Raw genomic sequence first — 16,471 nt, forward strand, 5'->3', positions numbered from 1 at the left:
TCAAAAACAAACCAATTGAGAAAGGTCTGTTTGAATGCGAGGCCCCTTCGTTCCGGGACAAGGCGCATGAGTACACCTGGTCGCAGTTGACTCTTCAAACTTCAGCGAGGGGATTTAGTCCTATTTACCGTCGATGGAGAGCAACTCCACTTCAAAGATGAGAGTGGAATTGGCGCCAATGACGGCGCTGCGGCGCTGCGGACCATAGGCCATCTCGGACGGTATGTAGAAAGTCCACTTCCCACCAACCTTCATCAACTGGAGTCCTTCGGTCCAGCCGCGAATGACCCGGTTCAAAGGAAAGGTCGCGGGTTGTCCTCGATCGACAGAACTATCAAACACTCGTCCGTCGATGAGGGTCCCGTGGTAATGCACTGTGACCGTGTCAGTCGCGGCCGGACTGGGCCCGCTGCCTTTCGTCATGACCTTGTACTGAAGGCCGCTGGGCAGGCTGACCACGCCCTCCTTTTCCTTATTTGCCTTCAGAAAAGCGACTCCGGCAGCTTTATTGTCTTCGCCTTCACGAGCTTGACGTTGTTTTTGGTAGTCCTGCAAACTCTGCTGCATTATCTGCGGGGTGAGCAGAGATTCAGCATTGGCCTGAGCATCCTGGAATCCTTTGACGAGGAGACCGACCTGCAGATCGTTGCCAAAATTCTGTCCAATCTGGTAACCGAGGGAGTAGCTGACTTTCTCAGGGAGAGTCTCGAGAGCTCCGGCGTTTTGGCTCTCTTTTTGGGCAAAACTGTCCGAACTCAACCACAACCCAAACAAGGCCAGGGCAATCAGGCCGGCGGTCCATTTCATCGATGTTCCTTTCAGAGATATTTCAAAATCAGAGAATACTTCACCCGGAGCTAAAATACGACCAATTCTGAAACCGGCAACCCCACAGGAGATGAACTTACGACACCAGGCAAACCGCCTAAACCAGCAAGACATAGCGACGCACCTGGAATTTTTCAGAAGCGACAGCACTATCCTCCAAACCGGAACCAGACTTCACCGGGCATGGATCACAGGCCTTTCCCGCCATGCTCGGGCTTTCCTCAAACGCAGGCAGGTTGACGAAATGTTCGAACACTCCTCCCTGGCACAACGCACGACCTGTCTACATTAAAGCCGGTTCTGTCCACCCAGGTCAGACAGAACATTCGAAACGATCGAGTTCCATGACCTTGCTCCAGGCAGCCACGAAATCATGCACGAACGACTGCTGTGAGTCTTCACAGGCATAAACTTCCGCGATGGCTCGAAGCTGGGAGTTCGAACCAAAAACAAGGTCAACAGCCGTACCGATGTATCGGGTCTCCCCGCTTGCCCGATCGCGCCCTTCGTAAACGTGCTCGCACCGGGAGGACTTCTGCCACTCAGTGTTCATGTCCAGTAGATTCACAAAGAAGTCGTTGGTCAGCGTTTCCGGTCGATCGGTGAAGACACCAAGATCCGTGTGTCCCACATTTGCCTTCAGGACGCGCATACCACCGACGAGCACCGTCATTTCAGGAGCAGTCAGCGTCAGCATGTGGGCCCGATCCACCAGCAGTTCTTCGACCGGTCTCGTCGGTTCGCCTTTGACATAATTGCGGAACCCGTCGGCAGTCGGTTCCAGTACAGCGAAAGACTCCACATCGGTCTGATCCTGTGACGCATCGGTTCGGCCGGGTGTGAAACCAACAGTCGCGTCGTAACCGGCGTTCTTCGCAGCCTGCTCAACAGCCGCACACCCGCCCAGAACGATGAGGTCAGCGAGTGAGACCCTCTTTCCGTCGGACTGTGAGCTGTTGAAGTCCGTCTGAATCTGCTCCAGCGCCTGCAGTACTTCCGGCAGCCTGGGTGAGTTGTTGACATCCCAGTCTTTTTGTGGCGCGAGACGAACACGTGCCCCGTTCGCCCCTCCGCGTTTATCGGTACCACGAAATGTTGCGGCCGACGTCCAGGCGATCAGTACCAGGTGAGAAATAGAAACACCAGATGCCAAGATCCTGGCCTTGAGGTCAGCAATGTCCTGTTCGTCGATCAATTCGTGGTCAACGGCCGGGACAGGATCCTGCCATAACTGAGGCTCCGGTACTAACGCCCCGTGGCATCGCGAATGAGGTCCCATGTCACGATGGGTCAGCTTGTACCAGGCTCTGGCGAAGGCGTCCGCGAAGTCGTCCGGGTTTTCGTGGAAGCGTCTTGAAATCTTCTCGTAGGCTGGGTCCATCCGCAGTGAAAGGTCAGTCGTGAACATCATCGGGGCGTGCTTCTTCGAAGAATCGTGAGCATCGGGCACGGTAGCCACTGCGGACGCATCGGTGGGCGTCCATTGCGTAGCACCTGCGGGACTCTTCGTCTGCTCCCACTCATAAGCGAACAGATTTTCGAAGAAATTGTTGTCCCATTTTGTTGGTTCGTTGGTCCATGCGCCTTCCAAACCACTGGTGAAGGCATCGGCACCCACACCGCTGCCAAAGCTGTTCTTCCAGCCAAAGCCCTGTTCCTCAACACTGGCACCTTCAGGCTCCGGACCGACATGGTCATCTGCACAGGCACCGTGAGCTTTGCCAAAGGTATGTCCGCCGGCGATGAGCGCAACCGTCTCTTCGTCATTCATCGCCATGCGTCGGAACGTCTCTTTGATGTCTCTGGCTGCCGTGACCGGATCCGGGTTTTCGTTTGGTCCCTGAGGATTCACATAGATCAGGCCCATTTGAACGGCACCAAGAGGATTCTCGAGTTCCCGGTCACCGGTGTAACGCTCATCGCCAAGCCAATCGGTCTCCTGGCCCCAGTAGATATCCTCCTCGGGCTCCCAGACGTCCTCGCGTCCGCCGGCAAAACCGAACGTCTTGAACCCCATGGATTCCAGGGCACAGTTCCCGGCGAAGATCTGCAGATCGGCCCAGGAGAGCTTCCGTCCGTACTTCTGTTTGACGGGCCAAAGCAGCCGGCGGGCCTTGTCGAGGCTGACATTGTCAGGCCAGCTGTTGAGAGGTGCAAAGCGAAGTGTGCCGGAACCCGCCCCGCCACGGCCGTCCTGAATGCGGTAGGTGCCTGCACTGTGCCACGCCATCCGAATGAACAGCGGTCCATAGTGGCCGTAATCGGCCGGCCACCAGGCCTGTGATGTCGTCATGACCTCTTCGACGTCTTTCTTCAGTTCCTCCAGATTGACCGTGCTGAACTCCTCGGCGTAGTTGAATGTCTCTCCCATAGGATCACATTGAGGAGAATTCTGGTGCAGAATCTTCAGATTCAACTGATTCGGCCACCAGTGCTGATTCGCCGTTGCCCCAACGGCCGTGTGTTGATGAGTTCCGCCAAGCACCGGACATTTGCCTGCGTTTCCATTATCGGACATCTGTGTTCTCCTTTTCGTTTGGTTTGGCTCGAAAGTTGGTTGGTCGGTTTTCTACGTGTTGCTTTGTTTGTCTATTCAGTCGCCGGGAAATCCCGTGCGCCCCCCCGAGACACTCGGAACAGGTACTCCAGTAGATCAGTTCCATCTGACCCGTCAGTCTCACCTCATCGATCTGATCACCCGAATCGGAAGCGGTCAAATGTTGAACCGGGACCTGCACACCTTCGTTACGAATGAAACCAGCTGATTCGCTACCAACAATTGGATCATATTCCTATTTTGGACTCGATCAACCATTTGACTGCACCCCGTAGAAATGCTGCTGGTCGGTCACGTCGGCAACAGCAACCAGTGAACCCGGGTGCCTCGTGAGCGATCAAAGCGAGACAGACGGGGGCGACTCAATCGTTCGAACCTGAGCAACATCCGCTTTGCGGTTTCAAAACAGGCGTATCGACGTGCATATTCCTGCAGTGAATGCCCCACGGGTTGAGTCTCACAGACCCTGCCCAACGGATCGCTAAGCAATCTCCGACACGATTCGACTGACCGGAGTCCTGCTACAGATTAATCAGTCGAATACAACCGTCGAAATGCGCAACGGCCAGTCTGGTTCCGTGGACAGTCATAAACAAGTCCAGTCCAGCACAGGGAATTTCCAGAGCGTGGACTGGCATGTCACTGTCTGTGTTCCAGAAATACAAATGAAGTCTTGGTTTATAGATCAGCTTCGAAGGTTGCGTTGAATCCGGACACAGCCTCGGTTGTTACGATCAGATTCGTTATGTTCTGCTCCCCGATATTCAGTTATCCAGGAACAATTTTGCCAAACTCCCGGCTGAAACAACTGCTGTATCTGATCTGTCTGCTGACCGATTTTTGCGCGTTTGTTGTCATATTCGCTGTGACCCGCCGACTGGCGGAGCAACAGGCAGATCTGTGGTACCTGGGAATGTTTGGTGCCGCATTCTCTTTCAGTGCCGGATTAACCAGCGTACTGAGCGGCTGGCTGTCCAGCCGATTTGACAGCCGATTCGTGTTCGTATCCGGATGCATCACCGTGGCACTCGGTGTCATGGCCTGCGCATTCGGTGACACAACTCATGCCGGTTTTTTGCTGCGGTATTGTCTGCTGGGAATCGGACTTGGGTTCATCTATCCCACGTTGATCGGCTGGCTCAATCGAAATGAAGATGTCCGTACGAATCGTCGGGGAGTCAGTCGGACCCTGATTCTGTACTGTGTGGCATGGAATGTGGGGATGATGTGTGGACAGCTGACCGCCGGCTGGCTGTTTGCCCAGGGTCTGGCATGGTTGTACGGACTCGCGTTTGGTGCCTCGATTGCCAACGTCTGCCTGGCGATTGCCGCGTCCCGACTGGTAGCTGCTCCGTCAGTTACCTCAGTCACCGGCAACGAAGACACGACCGAAGTGAGCGACCGATTCGCGGGTTCTGATCCCGTGAACACCAAAGTTGCTGTACACTTCAAGCGATTGGGCTGGATTGCGAATTCGGGAGGCACCTTTGGCACCGGTCTTGTACTTCATCTGCTGCCCGATCTTGTGGTAACCATCGGAATTCCAGCTGACAGTCACGGAAGTCTGCTTGCCTACGGACGGGGCGTGGTGATTGCGACCTATTTGCTGATGCACGTTAATAGTTTTTGGCACTATCGATTTAGTGTCTCGCTGGTGTCACAGGTTCTTGGCGCCATCGGATTGATTATGTTTGCCTGTGCAGACTCGGCAGTCACATTGATTGTGGGACTGACCCTGCACTCTCAACTTGCCGGGTACAACTATTTTTCGGGCTTGTTTTACAGCACGGTCGGAAGCTCCCCGGAGAGCCGTACACTGGCGGCTGGAATTCATGAAGCGACACTGGCAGCCGGAATGGCTGCCGGCACAGCGGCTGCCGGTGTCCTCGGCACGTTCATTGGAAATCGTGCTCCATACGTGCTGTCCTTCATCGTGCTTGCAGTACTGATCGTCGTCCAGATCGCTGTTTTTTGCCGCTGGTTCCTGTTCATGCAGAAGGATTCAACCGGTTCAGCGGCCAAATTTCTCGGTTCCATGTGCCCCGACGAGGCATCAACGGCGCGGCCCGAAATGTCAAACACGAACCATCCTCCGCAGTCGGTTGCACTGCCACAGAATAGAAACCAAGATCGGTCACAATCCTGATTGAGCGAATACAATTCATGGGGACTCATCAGATATTTGTCATCACACCGTATAAAGAATTTTCCCAGATGAAACACCTGATATGCGTTGCTGTCCTGATGTGCAGTGTGACTGTCGGAACTGAACAGCCGAGGGCTTTTGCAGGCACAGAGGCGGATCCTGCATCCATCGTGTCACGACTGAGGGAATCCGGAGCGCGACTACAAACAAATGATCACGGTCAGGTGAGTGAGGTAGCCTTCCTTCACGGTCCGGTTGCTGACAAATTCCTCGACGAACTGCAGCACCTGCATGGGCTTCGGGGACTGTACCTGTCCGATTCCGTTACCGATTTACAGATGCGGCATCTCAGTCCGCTAACCAGTCTGGAATGGCTGTATCTTGGTTTCAACACGCAGATCACCGATCGCGGACTGCGACACATTGCAGGTCTCACACAGCTGCAGACACTGTACCTTGAAAGCACACCCGTCACTGACGATGGACTGGTCCACCTCGCAAAATTACAAAATCTGCGGGTGCTCAACCTGGAACAAACCGAAGTCACAGATGCCGGTCTGGCCCATCTGCAGACTCTGATCAGCCTGACTCATCTGAAGTTGTCCGGCCCGATCACTGACGACGGACTGGTCCATCTGTCCGGCCTGCGAAACATGCAGCGCATCTACATGTTTGGAACCGAGGTAACCGAACAGGGAGTCCGGCGGCTTGAGAAGTATCTGCCTGAGACACGTTTGTTTTTTCACGGGTATCAGGTGCAAACGGAACCTGGGGGTGCTCCGCCTCGCGACTACAGTATTCCGCTCATCGATCTGGCCTCAGAAACACATCGGCAGGTCATTGTCGACAGGGAACCGGGGCAGTATCTGGGTCATCCCACCACCGTTCTGCTGGATGATGGCAGGACGATCGTGATCGTATATCCCGCCGGCCATGGCAAAGGTCGGATCAATCTCAAACGCAGCAGCGATGGTGGTCTGACCTGGTCGGAACGTCTGCCGACGCCTGCCAACTGGGCGGCCTCGGACGAAGTCCCCACGATCTACCCCACCATCGATCCTCAGGGAAAAAAACGGTTGTTGATGTTCTCAAACCTGTATCCGTTTCTGCAGTCGATTTCTGAAGATGACGGTTTGACATGGACGCTGAGGAAACCTGTTGGCAACTTCGGGGGCAGCGTGATGGCCGGCATGATTCGACTCAGGAACGGACACTACATGGCATTGTCCAACAACAGCAGACGCTTTGTCGGTGCTACCGGCCTGAAGACGGATAGATTTCAGGTATTCAAATTTGTTTCTGCGGACGGTGGCGTCACTTGGGGTCCTCCGGTGACCATTGCCCGGCATCCGAAAGCTCATCTTTGTGAACCGGGAGTCATCCGTTCACCGGACGGCAAACATCTGGCAGTACTTATGCGGGAAAACAGTCGTAAATTCAATTCTTTTGTGATCTTTTCAGACGACGAAGGTAAGTCGTGGACGGAACCGCGTGAACTGCCCGGTGCACTCACCGGTGACCGACACAATGGCAAATATGCACCGGACGGCCGACTGTTTATCACCTTCCGCGACACAACACACGAGAGTCCCACACGTGGCGACTGGGTGGGATGGGTCGGCACCTGGGATGACATCGCAAACGGACGCGAAGGTCAGTACCGCGTCCGTCTGATGGAAAACCATAAGGGCGCAGACTGTGCTTATTCCGGACTCGAACTGCTTCCGGACGGCACGTTTGTGGCGACCACCTATGGTCACTGGACCCGAGGTGAAAAGGCGTACATCGTGAGTGTACGTTTCACCCTGGCTGAAATTGACGATAAAGCCAGTCAGTGAAAATACAGATCCTTGCTGTTCCGGATGTTACATCGAAACCAATCAATATTGCGGTCCGGAGGGCGCGTACATTGACTTGACGTTTTGCAGTGTCATGCCGGTGAGTAGCCCATGACCTGTCACCCCAAATTTTCATTTTCCTGTTTTGCCGGAGTTAATGACCGGAAACGAAAGTGTTCCCGATTCAGGTCTCAGCCATCGTTCCTGTAAGGAGCCGTTCCTGTGCGAAAAATGATGCTTGTTTATCTGCTGACTTTTCCTGTGACCAGTTTCGTCACGTTCGCCGACGTATCCGAGACAGTAGCGAAATCCCGGTCATCGACCACGGCCTTACACATTCGACGGCCGGATCCGAACGCAGCGTATGTGTATGTCTACAGCGGACCGGGCACCGCAGATCGGCCGTTGTTCGAGATGTTGTTGCCTGAATATATCCATAACGACGGCAGAGAAATCCTGGCGGCGGAAAAAAGACCCGTTCATTCGTACTACCATATGCAGCCCACTGACTGGGAGGATCTCGGGAACGGTCGATGGCGGATGACACAGACCCACCCGGGATACCTGACCTACCAGATCGAATTATCGACCACGGTCGATGCTCTCTACCTGAACTTCCGCATTCGCAACGAGACGTCGGAGCCGTGGCGAAACCTGTCCGTTAACTTTTGTTCGGGTTCGGGATGGGGAGACTTCCAGCCTCCCAACAACTGGTTCAACCCGGATTTCCAGCCGGCTCCGCCGCCACCGGTCAGCAGGGATCCTCAAAAGGCCGCCCGCGAAATTTATCTGGGAATGGTCTCACGATGGCAGGACCAAGTGTTGCCGCAGCACGTCTGGGTACATACGGACGGGGGATGGAAGCGATATCAGGAAGATGGACATCGAGTGGATCTGCCATTGATTGTCTGTAGATCTCTGGATGGTCAAAAATTACTGGCTCAGGCGTGGAACAGGAAGTCCCCCGTCAGTCACGGGCCTCACCTGTGTATCCATCTGGCTCCTGTCATCGCCAATAAGGTTGAACCCGGCGAATGGGTCACGGCACGCGGGGCCACCTATCTCATGGACGGATCCCTGCAGAATGTGCTGGATCGCTATCAAAGCGACTTTGGCGATTCAGCTTCTGACTGAACAATCAGCGTCAGCATCTCCCACGGTCAGGGCACAGACAATTCACGAATTGAATTTCAGTGAGAAAACGTCGCATTCCAGCATGACAAATCGAAGTCGCACCGGCGTACCGGACAGACCGGAGAGATCACCGCCTGTCCAGTTCACCTGCTGAGAGATCCGATCACCAACCATGATCTGACAGTCGTCAAGGCCGAAGCCCGGCAGCGGATGGCCACCAGCGTCCTGAAGTTCTATTTTCAGGCTGCCACCGGCACTGGTTGAGTAATTGACATTCAGTGAACTGCCATCAAAACGGACCGGACGGGTCAGCATCTCACCATGGTCTGCACCGGCATGAACCGATGCAAAGCCATCCATTCGCAGTGTGAAGCGGCGGAAGGGGGTTGTGTAAATCGACATCTCGGTCGCGCCGGTGGGGACAACATTCAGCGCAGCGTAATTGCCGCGGTCACCCCACCGATTGATATCTGGTCCCGGTCGCATGAATGCTTCACGAAATGTACGGTCATAGGGACTGTCACCACGGGCTGTCATGAACATGATATCGGTGCTGTCACCTCGCGGCGGATGAAGTCGCGTGGGCAGGGCCACGTAGATGTGAGGAGCCCGAAAATACGGATGAGTCTGACTCGTATATAACTGCTCGCCGGGAAAGTTCGGCTCAAGTGCAACCGGATCACTCCATGAAACGAAGTCCTGCGAAGTGGTGCGGCTGATCGTTCGCAGTTTTCCGTGGACCGTCTTCCACGTGCGGAAATAGCAAACGTAGCACTGTTCGGTTTGGGACCAGAATGAAACATTCTGCGAGTCGAACGCAAGCTCATCGGAGGTGATCACAGGTTCCTCACGCAGCTTCGTCCAGTGAATCCCGTCATCTGAAGTGAACGCGAACAGACCGCCATCTCTGAGAACACCACCCAGTGCCTTGAATCTTCGGTCAACGGCCAGATGGTCATTGGGCACTTCAGGCCGTCCCGGAATCCAGATGCCAGGTCGCGTATCGAGAAAGGGCGAAAAAGTAGCACAGATTCCCCCTTCATGCAGGATGACGTTGTTGGCGCGGCTGCCGTCGACTGCATGCAGTCCCAGGGTAGGATTCGTCCAGTGAATCCCGTCGAAGCTCTCGTAATATCGTGTGACAATTGTGTCATCGCCGGTTTTTTTCATCCCGCGCGGATCACGCGTATACAGCCGAAACAATTCACCGTCTTTGATGATCGTGGCAATTTCCATTTCATGGCTGTTGACCCGCCCAACCAGCGGTGGAGCAGGTTGCGGCTTATGAAGTTTGAGCTGAACTCCGTTCAGTCTGGCGATCAGAAATCGATCCACAAACAATTCACGCCGTGACCCGATGTCAGCAACATCGCCTGGGACCGGCTCACCTGGCTGGAAAGCACTGACAGTCGGCTGCATCAGAGACGTCGCAGCCATGGCTGTTGTGGTCATCAGCCAGTGACGTCTCGTCACAAATCTGTTGTTCATGTTTGTCCCGATCACTCAGTATTTTACATTCACACTCTACATTCACAGTCACTGTGCCCAAATGAATCACTGTGGCCAAATGAATCACTGTGGCCAAATGAATCACTGTGGCCAAATGAATCGCACACAGTTCCTACGTTTGTAAACTCCACATTGAGTTCAATTCGGATTCGCGCAGATCCTCCGACCGGCTGCGATCCCAGGATGATCTTCCCGTTAGCAGTCAATCCGAACATTTTGGCTTTTCGGCCAATCGTCAGCGGATTTACTCCGCAGGCAGCCTGTCTGCAAAAAACCGCTGCCAGTTGCGATACATCACGTTAGCAATGTCCTCCTGTGTGTAACCGCGGCGATCGAGGACATCCGCCAGTTTTTGGTAGTCGGCAACCGTGTCGATTTCCAGCGGTGCGCCTTCTCGCCCTCCCTGACCATCCGTATCACCGCCGATTCCTGCATGCAGAGAATTCCCGGCCAGCTGGCAAACATGGTCAATGTGGTCCACCAGATCGTCCAGCGTAATGGCGTCTCGAGGGAACAACGTCCGCCGTGACGGAATTTTTGCCGTCCAGTCGATTCCCGGCTTGTACAACATCCAGGTGTCCATCGATGCACCAATGATGCCATCTCGCTGAATAACAGCTGTCAGCAGGTCATCGGGAAACTGCCGTTCACCGGGAACCAGTTCGCGACAGTTCTGGTGGCTGGCCAGGATCGGTCCGGAGAACAGATCGAGTGCCTCTCGAGCGGACCGGTCTGATGCATGGGTCAGGTCCAGAATCATTCCGAGCGATTCCATTTCTTTGAGCAACTCGGCGGCCATGGGAAACAGTCCTCCCTCGGTCCCTGTTCCGGTCCCGTGACAATAGGTGCTGACGCCGTAATGCGACAGGCTCACCACGCGTACTCCCCCCTCCCACCAGTCGTGAACATGCTGTGGATTCAAAATCGGGTCGGCACCTTCCATGCCTACGATGAACCCGACCGGTAATTTTTCGTGATCGCTCGTTTCCGACCAGATCCGCATGTGATCGATGAACTCACCGCGTGATCGAAGAATCCGTGCTTCCCCCACAGAGTCCAGAATCCGGTAATATGCCAGATGTGCCTGCGCGGCTGCGTAGGCTGTCCGGGAACTGCGGTATCCCCAGAGCGGACTTCCTGGCCTTTCAATACGTGCTGCGACTTTTACGAGTGCAGCTGCGATGCTCCCACGACGCATCTCCGGGAGTGTCGCCATCGTTTCGCTGTCCGGAGGGCCGAATTGTCCTCGGATTCCAGGTTCGGCACTGCGTACCTCCGAGATGGACTGTGTGAGGTCACGATCAGCGTCAACTGAACCGTAGGCCATCGGGTAGTCACCGTCGATGATTAACATGATTGGAATCCGTTGCTGCTGCGGGGGACGACTTAGGTACCACCCCGCTCACGATCGGAGGACTGAGAAAACGTCACGCCCCCTGTTTGCTGACAGGGGGTGAATGAAACGATCGCCGGACAATCGCTGTTTGAAAAATTAGCTGAGAGCCGGTCCGTTTGCGAGTCCGTGGACAGTCGAGACTTCGCTTTGTCTGTTATCAGCTGTTCGAGCGAAGCTGCCGAGGAACGAAGTTGACAGCCGGCTGAAGCCGAACCGTTCACCGAACGACTGCAGGGTCCTGAGCGAGCGACCGGGTTTTATCCCAGCAGTTCGTGGATCGGCTCCCCGTGGTACACCTGGTGCGGACGACCAACGTCATCATTCCAAACCGCCGTGTGCGGAATGCCCAATGCATGATAAAGCGTCGCAGCCATGTTTTCCGGTGTCTTCGGATTTGTCGCTGGGTAACCGCCAGTTGCATCCGACGAGCCCACCACCGTTCCTCCCCGAATGGCACCGCCCGCAAAGAACACACTTTGAACGGCTCCCCAATGTCCCCGACCGGGCCCAGGATACGACTCGGGCATATACTCCAGTTTGGGCGTACGGCCGAATTCTCCGGCCATAACGATCATGGTTGAATCCAGAAGACCGCTGGACTGCAGGTCGTCCAGCAGAGCACTGATTGCCCGATCCGTTGGAGGGAACAGTTTCTCCCTTAAGCGGTAAAACGAATTGCCGTGCGTGTCCCACGTTTCGTTGTTTCCCAGATTGACCTGGACCAGCGGCACACCCGCTGCTGTGAGTCGGTATGCCATCAGCATTGACCAGCCAAAACTGTTGGCTCCGTATCGTTCCTGTATTTTGGGGTCGGCATTCGTCACATCAAAGGCGTTGCGAATGCGCGGGCTGGCCAGCATCGAAATTGCATTCTGTCGTTCACGATCGTAGGACTGTACCACAGCCGAATCTTCCATCCGCCGACGCTGCTCATCGATCGTTTGTAACAGTCCCAGCCTCCCGTTTAACCGATTTCGCGTCAACCCTGGGGCAAACTGAAGATTGGGAGCCTGGTAAACCCGTGCATCGGGTTGCTTGGGCGGATCCATAGCAATGTTGGGAAACGTGTATTCCGGATAGGCCCCTCGCCATCCAGGATTGCCGTAAGGAGAAGCTTCGATAAAGAACGGATCGCGGTGTGCGCCCATCTGCCCCCCATAAGCACCAGGGATGACACCCCCGGACCAGTGAACCAGTCGTTCCGGCAGCACGATGGTCGGGGGAAGATTATTCTTTGGTGCCGGTACGACATCACCGGCCACCGACATGATCGACGGCCAGTCAGTTGGCCGCGGTTGGCGGTCTCCCTTGTACCCAGCCGGCGTCGTCGACCGACCGGTCAACATAAAAAAATGACCCCTGGTGTGAGAATTGGTCGGGTGTGTCAGCGAACGTACGACTCCCCAGTGATTGCTGCGTTTGGCGAGTTCCGGCAGGTGCTCGCAGATCTGCGTACCTGGTGTGCCTGTGGAAATCGGCTTGAATTCGCCACGGATACCATCCGGTGCGTTCGGCTTCAGATCAAAGCTTTCATGCTGAGACAATCCACCGGACAGAAAAATGTAGATGCAGGTTTTTGCAGTCCCGCTGCCAGCCGCGATCTGTCCGGAGTCCGCCGCCCGGAGTCCGCTCAGATGATTCGAGCCCAGACCCAAGACGCCCAACGCACCGGCCTGAACGGCCGTTCGACGAGAAACAATCGAGTGCTGCCAGCACGAAACGGGTTTGCGGTCCATTGAAGGCTCCCATGTCAGCGTCGTTGGCCAACCGATTCGACAGCGTATCAAATCAGATCGTTACGGGCCACAGTTTTCGACCCCGCTCGGTGTGACAACAGGTAAACTGCTGTGTGGTTGCTGCAAAAATCAGCGATTAACTCAGTTCTTTGATAATCCTTTCGACATTCTCCAGCTGACTCTTCAGTCCGGAGAGCGTTTCACGGACGTCGTTTACAACGTTTTCCGGAGCCTTGTCAACGAAATTGCTGTTACTCAGTTTCTTCTCAGCGCCTGTGATGTGCCCCTGCAGCTGAGCCGCTTTTTTTTGTTGTCTTTCCAGTTCTGCGTTCAGGTCAATTAATCCTTCAAGCGGAATGTATCCATCCGCGTCTTCAAGACTGAAGTTAGCGCTGGCCCCCGGTCGATTTACGTTCAGTCCGGCTGCTTCCAGCATGGTCCGCGACAGATTGTCGAACTGGTCAGCCACAGCGTGCATCTGCGCAGCAACTTCCGGCGCACAGCGCATGAACAGTTTGAGCGGTTCTTTTGGACTGATTTTGTACAGCCCCCGAATGTTACGAACAGCTACAATGATTTCCTGCAGACGTTCAAAGCGACTCTCCAGTTCCTCGTCGCAAAATTCTTCCGACAGCCGGGGCCATGCAGCAATCATCACGCTTTCCGAGGCCTGTGTTTGCTCACTCAGACCCCGCACCGGTGCCAGCTGATTAAGTGTGTGCCAGAGTTCTTCGGTGATGAATGGCGCAAACGGATGCAGCAAACGAATCAGATTATCTATGACTTCAACCAGCACGCGCTGAGCGACCGGTCGCGAAGCATCATCACGTAACCGCGGCTTAATCATTTCCAGATACCAGTCGCAGAATTCGTTCCAGGTGAAATCACGAATTGTGCGGGTGGCCTGATCAAACTGATAACGGTCAAGCAGCGTCGTCACCTGTTGAGTCGTCGTGGCCAGACGACTGAGTACCCACCGATCTTCCATCTGAAGCTTGTCACGACTTACGGTACCAGGTGTAAATCCCTCGAGATTCATAAAAGCAAATCGTGAGGCATTCCACAGCTTGTTGCAGAAGTTGCGACCGTAGTCAAAACGTTCACTGACGATTCTGGCAACAGGCGATCCTTCATCCGGAGTAAACCACGGACTCGGAAACTGAAAATCAGTCTTACACTGGCCGCACTTGAGGGTCGGAGTCTCTCCGCCCAGCGGTTTCATACTCTGGTGCTTCTTTGTTTGAGGCGTCACAGCTTCGCAGTGCGGGCATTCGTAACCAACCGGCAGACGAACATCCTGCGTTTCGCCGGCCAGTGACGAAATCGTAAACCTGACTGCGTCTGTACCGTATTTGTCAATCAGTTCCAGCGGATCGACTCCGTTGCCCTTCGACTTAGACATTGTCTGGCCCAGGCCATCCAGAATCTTGGGATGAATGTAGACATCCCGGAACGGGACGTCACCCATATTATAAAGTCCCGTGAGTACCATCCGGGCGACCCAAAGCGTGATGATGTCTCGCGATGTGACCAGCACGGATCCTGGGTAAAAGAAGTCGAGGACTTCATTCCTGTCAGACTGACCGCTATCAGTCTGTGTCGTGCCTGAAGCATCGATAGTTGGTGGATTGTGGTCACGATCCGGCCACCCCAGGGTGGCATGCGGCCACAGCGCAGAACTGAACCACGTATCCAGCACATCCGGATCCTGAGTGAACCCCGTTTCGGCCAGTTTCAGTTCCACATCCTCATGACCGCCATCCACGCAGGCCAGCAGAAGTTCTTCACCCGGCATCAGTCCGTCGGCAAACTGAGCCGACAGGATTTCGGTATAATCTTCCGCAAAGGTAATAGTTCCATCCTCTGCCAGTGAGCCGCCAAAACAAGACAGACTCTCCACACTCTCCGATCGATTTTTCACCTTCTGTGACCACACAGGAATACGGTGTCCCCACCATAACTGGCGACTGATGCACCAGTCACGTTTTTCACCCAGCCAGTCCAGATATGTCTTTCTGTAGCGTTGGGGAAAAATTTTGACCCGGCCATCGTCAACGGCATCCATCGCTGACTGGGCCAGTGTATCCATTTTCACGAACCACTGATCACTGAGATAAGGTTCGATCGGCGTCTTGCTGCGGTCACTGTGTTTAACGGGAATTGTTCGGTCTTCCACTCCATCATAAAAACCCAGCGATTCCATTTGCTCGACGATTGCCTTACGGGCCTGATAACGATCCAGACCGGCAAACTCTCCACCTTCTTCATTGACCGTGCCGTCAGCATTCAGAATATTGACCATCTCCAGGCCATTTCGCAGGCCGCAGGCATAGTCATTGGGATCATGGGCCGGTGTAACTTTCACAGCTCCTGTACCCAGCTGTTTATCCGCCAGCAAAGCATCTGCAATAATGGGAATCAAACGACCGTTGACCGGAACACGAACCTGTCGACCGACCAGATCTGTGTAGCGGTCGTCCGTCGGATGCACACACACCGCCGTATCACCCAGCATGGTTTCCGGACGAGTTGTGGAAAAACGAATCACCTGTCCCGTCGGCTCCTCTGACTTGTCCACAACCGGATAGTGAAATGTCCAGAAATGACCATCCACATCTTCAGTAAAAACTTCGTCGTCAGCGACCGCTGTCTGCAGATGCGGATCCCAGTTAACCAGACGTTTTCCTCGAAAGATCAGTCCGTCACAAAACATCTGAAAAAAAGTCCGCCGCACAGCCCGACTGCAGACATCGTCCAGCGTGAAACGCACACGACGCCAGTCACAACTGGCTCCGATCTGTTTCAACTGATTCAGAATTCGCTGTTGGTATTCGTCTTTCCAGGTATGTATTCGTACCACCAGTGCGTCGCGTCCGATGTCGTGGCGGGTGATGCCTTCTTCTTCCAGCATGCGTCGTTCGACAACAGCCTGTGTCGCAATTCCGGCATGGTCCGTACCAGGCATCCACAACGCTTGACGCCCCTGCATCCGTCGCCAACGCGTCAATAAGTCCTGAATCGTGCCGTTCAGACAATGTCCCATGTGCAGAGCACCGGTAACATTTGGCAGTGGAATCATGATTGTGTGCTGTTCACGATCCGGGTGCGGATCGGCATGACAGTAACCCTCAGATTCCCAGTGCGTAATCCATTTCTTCTGAGCAGTGGCGGGGTCCCAGGTTTTTGGAAGTTCGGTCATGGTTTTATCACAGGGTCACAGAGAAAATGGAGAAAGTTCAGAACACAAACAGGTCAACCGGCGTTCGGATACCTTTCCCGGACAAAAAAGCGGAAACAGATCATCTGTCCGTCGGACGGTTCTCCGGC

General features: G+C 54.6%; 9 protein-coding genes. 3 read left to right on the forward strand and 6 right to left on the reverse strand.

Annotated features, from left to right (window positions below; genetic code table 11):
• Positions 1-120: 120 nt before the first annotated feature.
• Both MK110_07330 and katG read right to left on the reverse strand, forming a co-directional pair.
• Complete coding sequence (locus MK110_07330; GenBank protein MCH2211097.1) at positions 121-807, reverse strand: FKBP-type peptidyl-prolyl cis-trans isomerase; 687 nt, start codon at positions 805-807, stop codon at positions 121-123.
• A gap of 334 nt (positions 808-1,141) precedes the next feature.
• Entirely contained in the window at positions 1,142-3,346 is a 2,205-nt protein-coding gene (gene katG, locus MK110_07335; protein ID MCH2211098.1) for a catalase/peroxidase HPI, read from the reverse strand.
• 823 nt (positions 3,347-4,169) lie between these two features.
• On the opposite strand from katG, the gene MK110_07340 reads away from it, so the two are divergent.
• The 3 genes from MK110_07340 to MK110_07350 all read left to right on the forward strand — a co-directional run bounded on the left by MK110_07340 (position 4,170) and on the right by MK110_07350 (position 8,503).
• Positions 4,170-5,531 (forward strand): MFS transporter, encoded by a 1,362-nt coding sequence (locus MK110_07340; GenBank protein MCH2211099.1) that lies wholly within the window; start codon positions 4,170-4,172, stop codon positions 5,529-5,531.
• A 68-nt stretch (positions 5,532-5,599) separates the two neighbouring features.
• Complete coding sequence (locus MK110_07345; protein MCH2211100.1) at positions 5,600-7,369, forward strand: exo-alpha-sialidase; 1,770 nt, start codon at positions 5,600-5,602, stop codon at positions 7,367-7,369.
• A gap of 222 nt (positions 7,370-7,591) precedes the next feature.
• Positions 7,592-8,503: a hypothetical protein gene (locus MK110_07350; protein ID MCH2211101.1), complete on the forward strand. Its 912-nt coding sequence runs from the start codon at positions 7,592-7,594 to the stop codon at positions 8,501-8,503.
• 42 nt (positions 8,504-8,545) lie between these two features.
• Here the strand turns inward: MK110_07350 and MK110_07355 are convergent, their stop codons facing one another.
• From MK110_07355 to MK110_07370, 4 genes are all read right to left on the reverse strand, one after another.
• Positions 8,546-9,991 (reverse strand): hypothetical protein, encoded by a 1,446-nt coding sequence (locus MK110_07355; protein MCH2211102.1) that lies wholly within the window; start codon positions 9,989-9,991, stop codon positions 8,546-8,548.
• Between the two features lie 265 nt (positions 9,992-10,256).
• Positions 10,257-11,366 (reverse strand): dipeptidase, encoded by a 1,110-nt coding sequence (locus MK110_07360; protein MCH2211103.1) that lies wholly within the window; start codon positions 11,364-11,366, stop codon positions 10,257-10,259.
• 299 nt (positions 11,367-11,665) lie between these two features.
• The gene (locus MK110_07365; GenBank protein MCH2211104.1) at positions 11,666-13,144 is read right to left on the reverse strand and encodes a DUF1501 domain-containing protein; all 1,479 of its coding nucleotides are present in this window, start codon (positions 13,142-13,144) and stop codon (positions 11,666-11,668) included.
• A gap of 136 nt (positions 13,145-13,280) precedes the next feature.
• The gene (locus tag MK110_07370) at positions 13,281-16,343 is read right to left on the reverse strand and encodes a valine--tRNA ligase (GenBank protein MCH2211105.1); all 3,063 of its coding nucleotides are present in this window, start codon (positions 16,341-16,343) and stop codon (positions 13,281-13,283) included.
• Positions 16,344-16,471: the final 128 nt, after the last annotated feature.

Source organism: Fuerstiella sp., assembly GCA_022447225.1.
In the GTDB taxonomy this organism is placed as follows: Bacteria; Planctomycetota; Planctomycetia; order Planctomycetales; family Planctomycetaceae; genus S139-18.

Excerpts from the sequence above, each read along its gene's own strand:
- MK110_07330 (MCH2211097.1), bottom strand. The coding sequence starts at position 807 with ATGAAATGGACCGCCGGCCTGATTGCCCTGGCCTTGTTTGGGTTGTGG.
- katG (MCH2211098.1), bottom strand. The coding sequence starts at position 3,346 with ATGTCCGATAATGGAAACGCAGGCAAATGTCCGGTGCTTGGCGGAACT.
- MK110_07345 (MCH2211100.1), top strand. The coding sequence starts at position 5,600 with ATGAAACACCTGATATGCGTTGCTGTCCTGATGTGCAGTGTGACTGTC.
- MK110_07355 (MCH2211102.1), bottom strand. The coding sequence starts at position 9,991 with ATGAACAACAGATTTGTGACGAGACGTCACTGGCTGATGACCACAACA.
- MK110_07360 (MCH2211103.1), bottom strand. The coding sequence starts at position 11,366 with ATGTTAATCATCGACGGTGACTACCCGATGGCCTACGGTTCAGTTGAC.
- MK110_07365 (MCH2211104.1), bottom strand. The coding sequence starts at position 13,144 with ATGGACCGCAAACCCGTTTCGTGCTGGCAGCACTCGATTGTTTCTCGT.
- MK110_07370 (MCH2211105.1), bottom strand. The coding sequence starts at position 16,343 with ATGACCGAACTTCCAAAAACCTGGGACCCCGCCACTGCTCAGAAGAAA.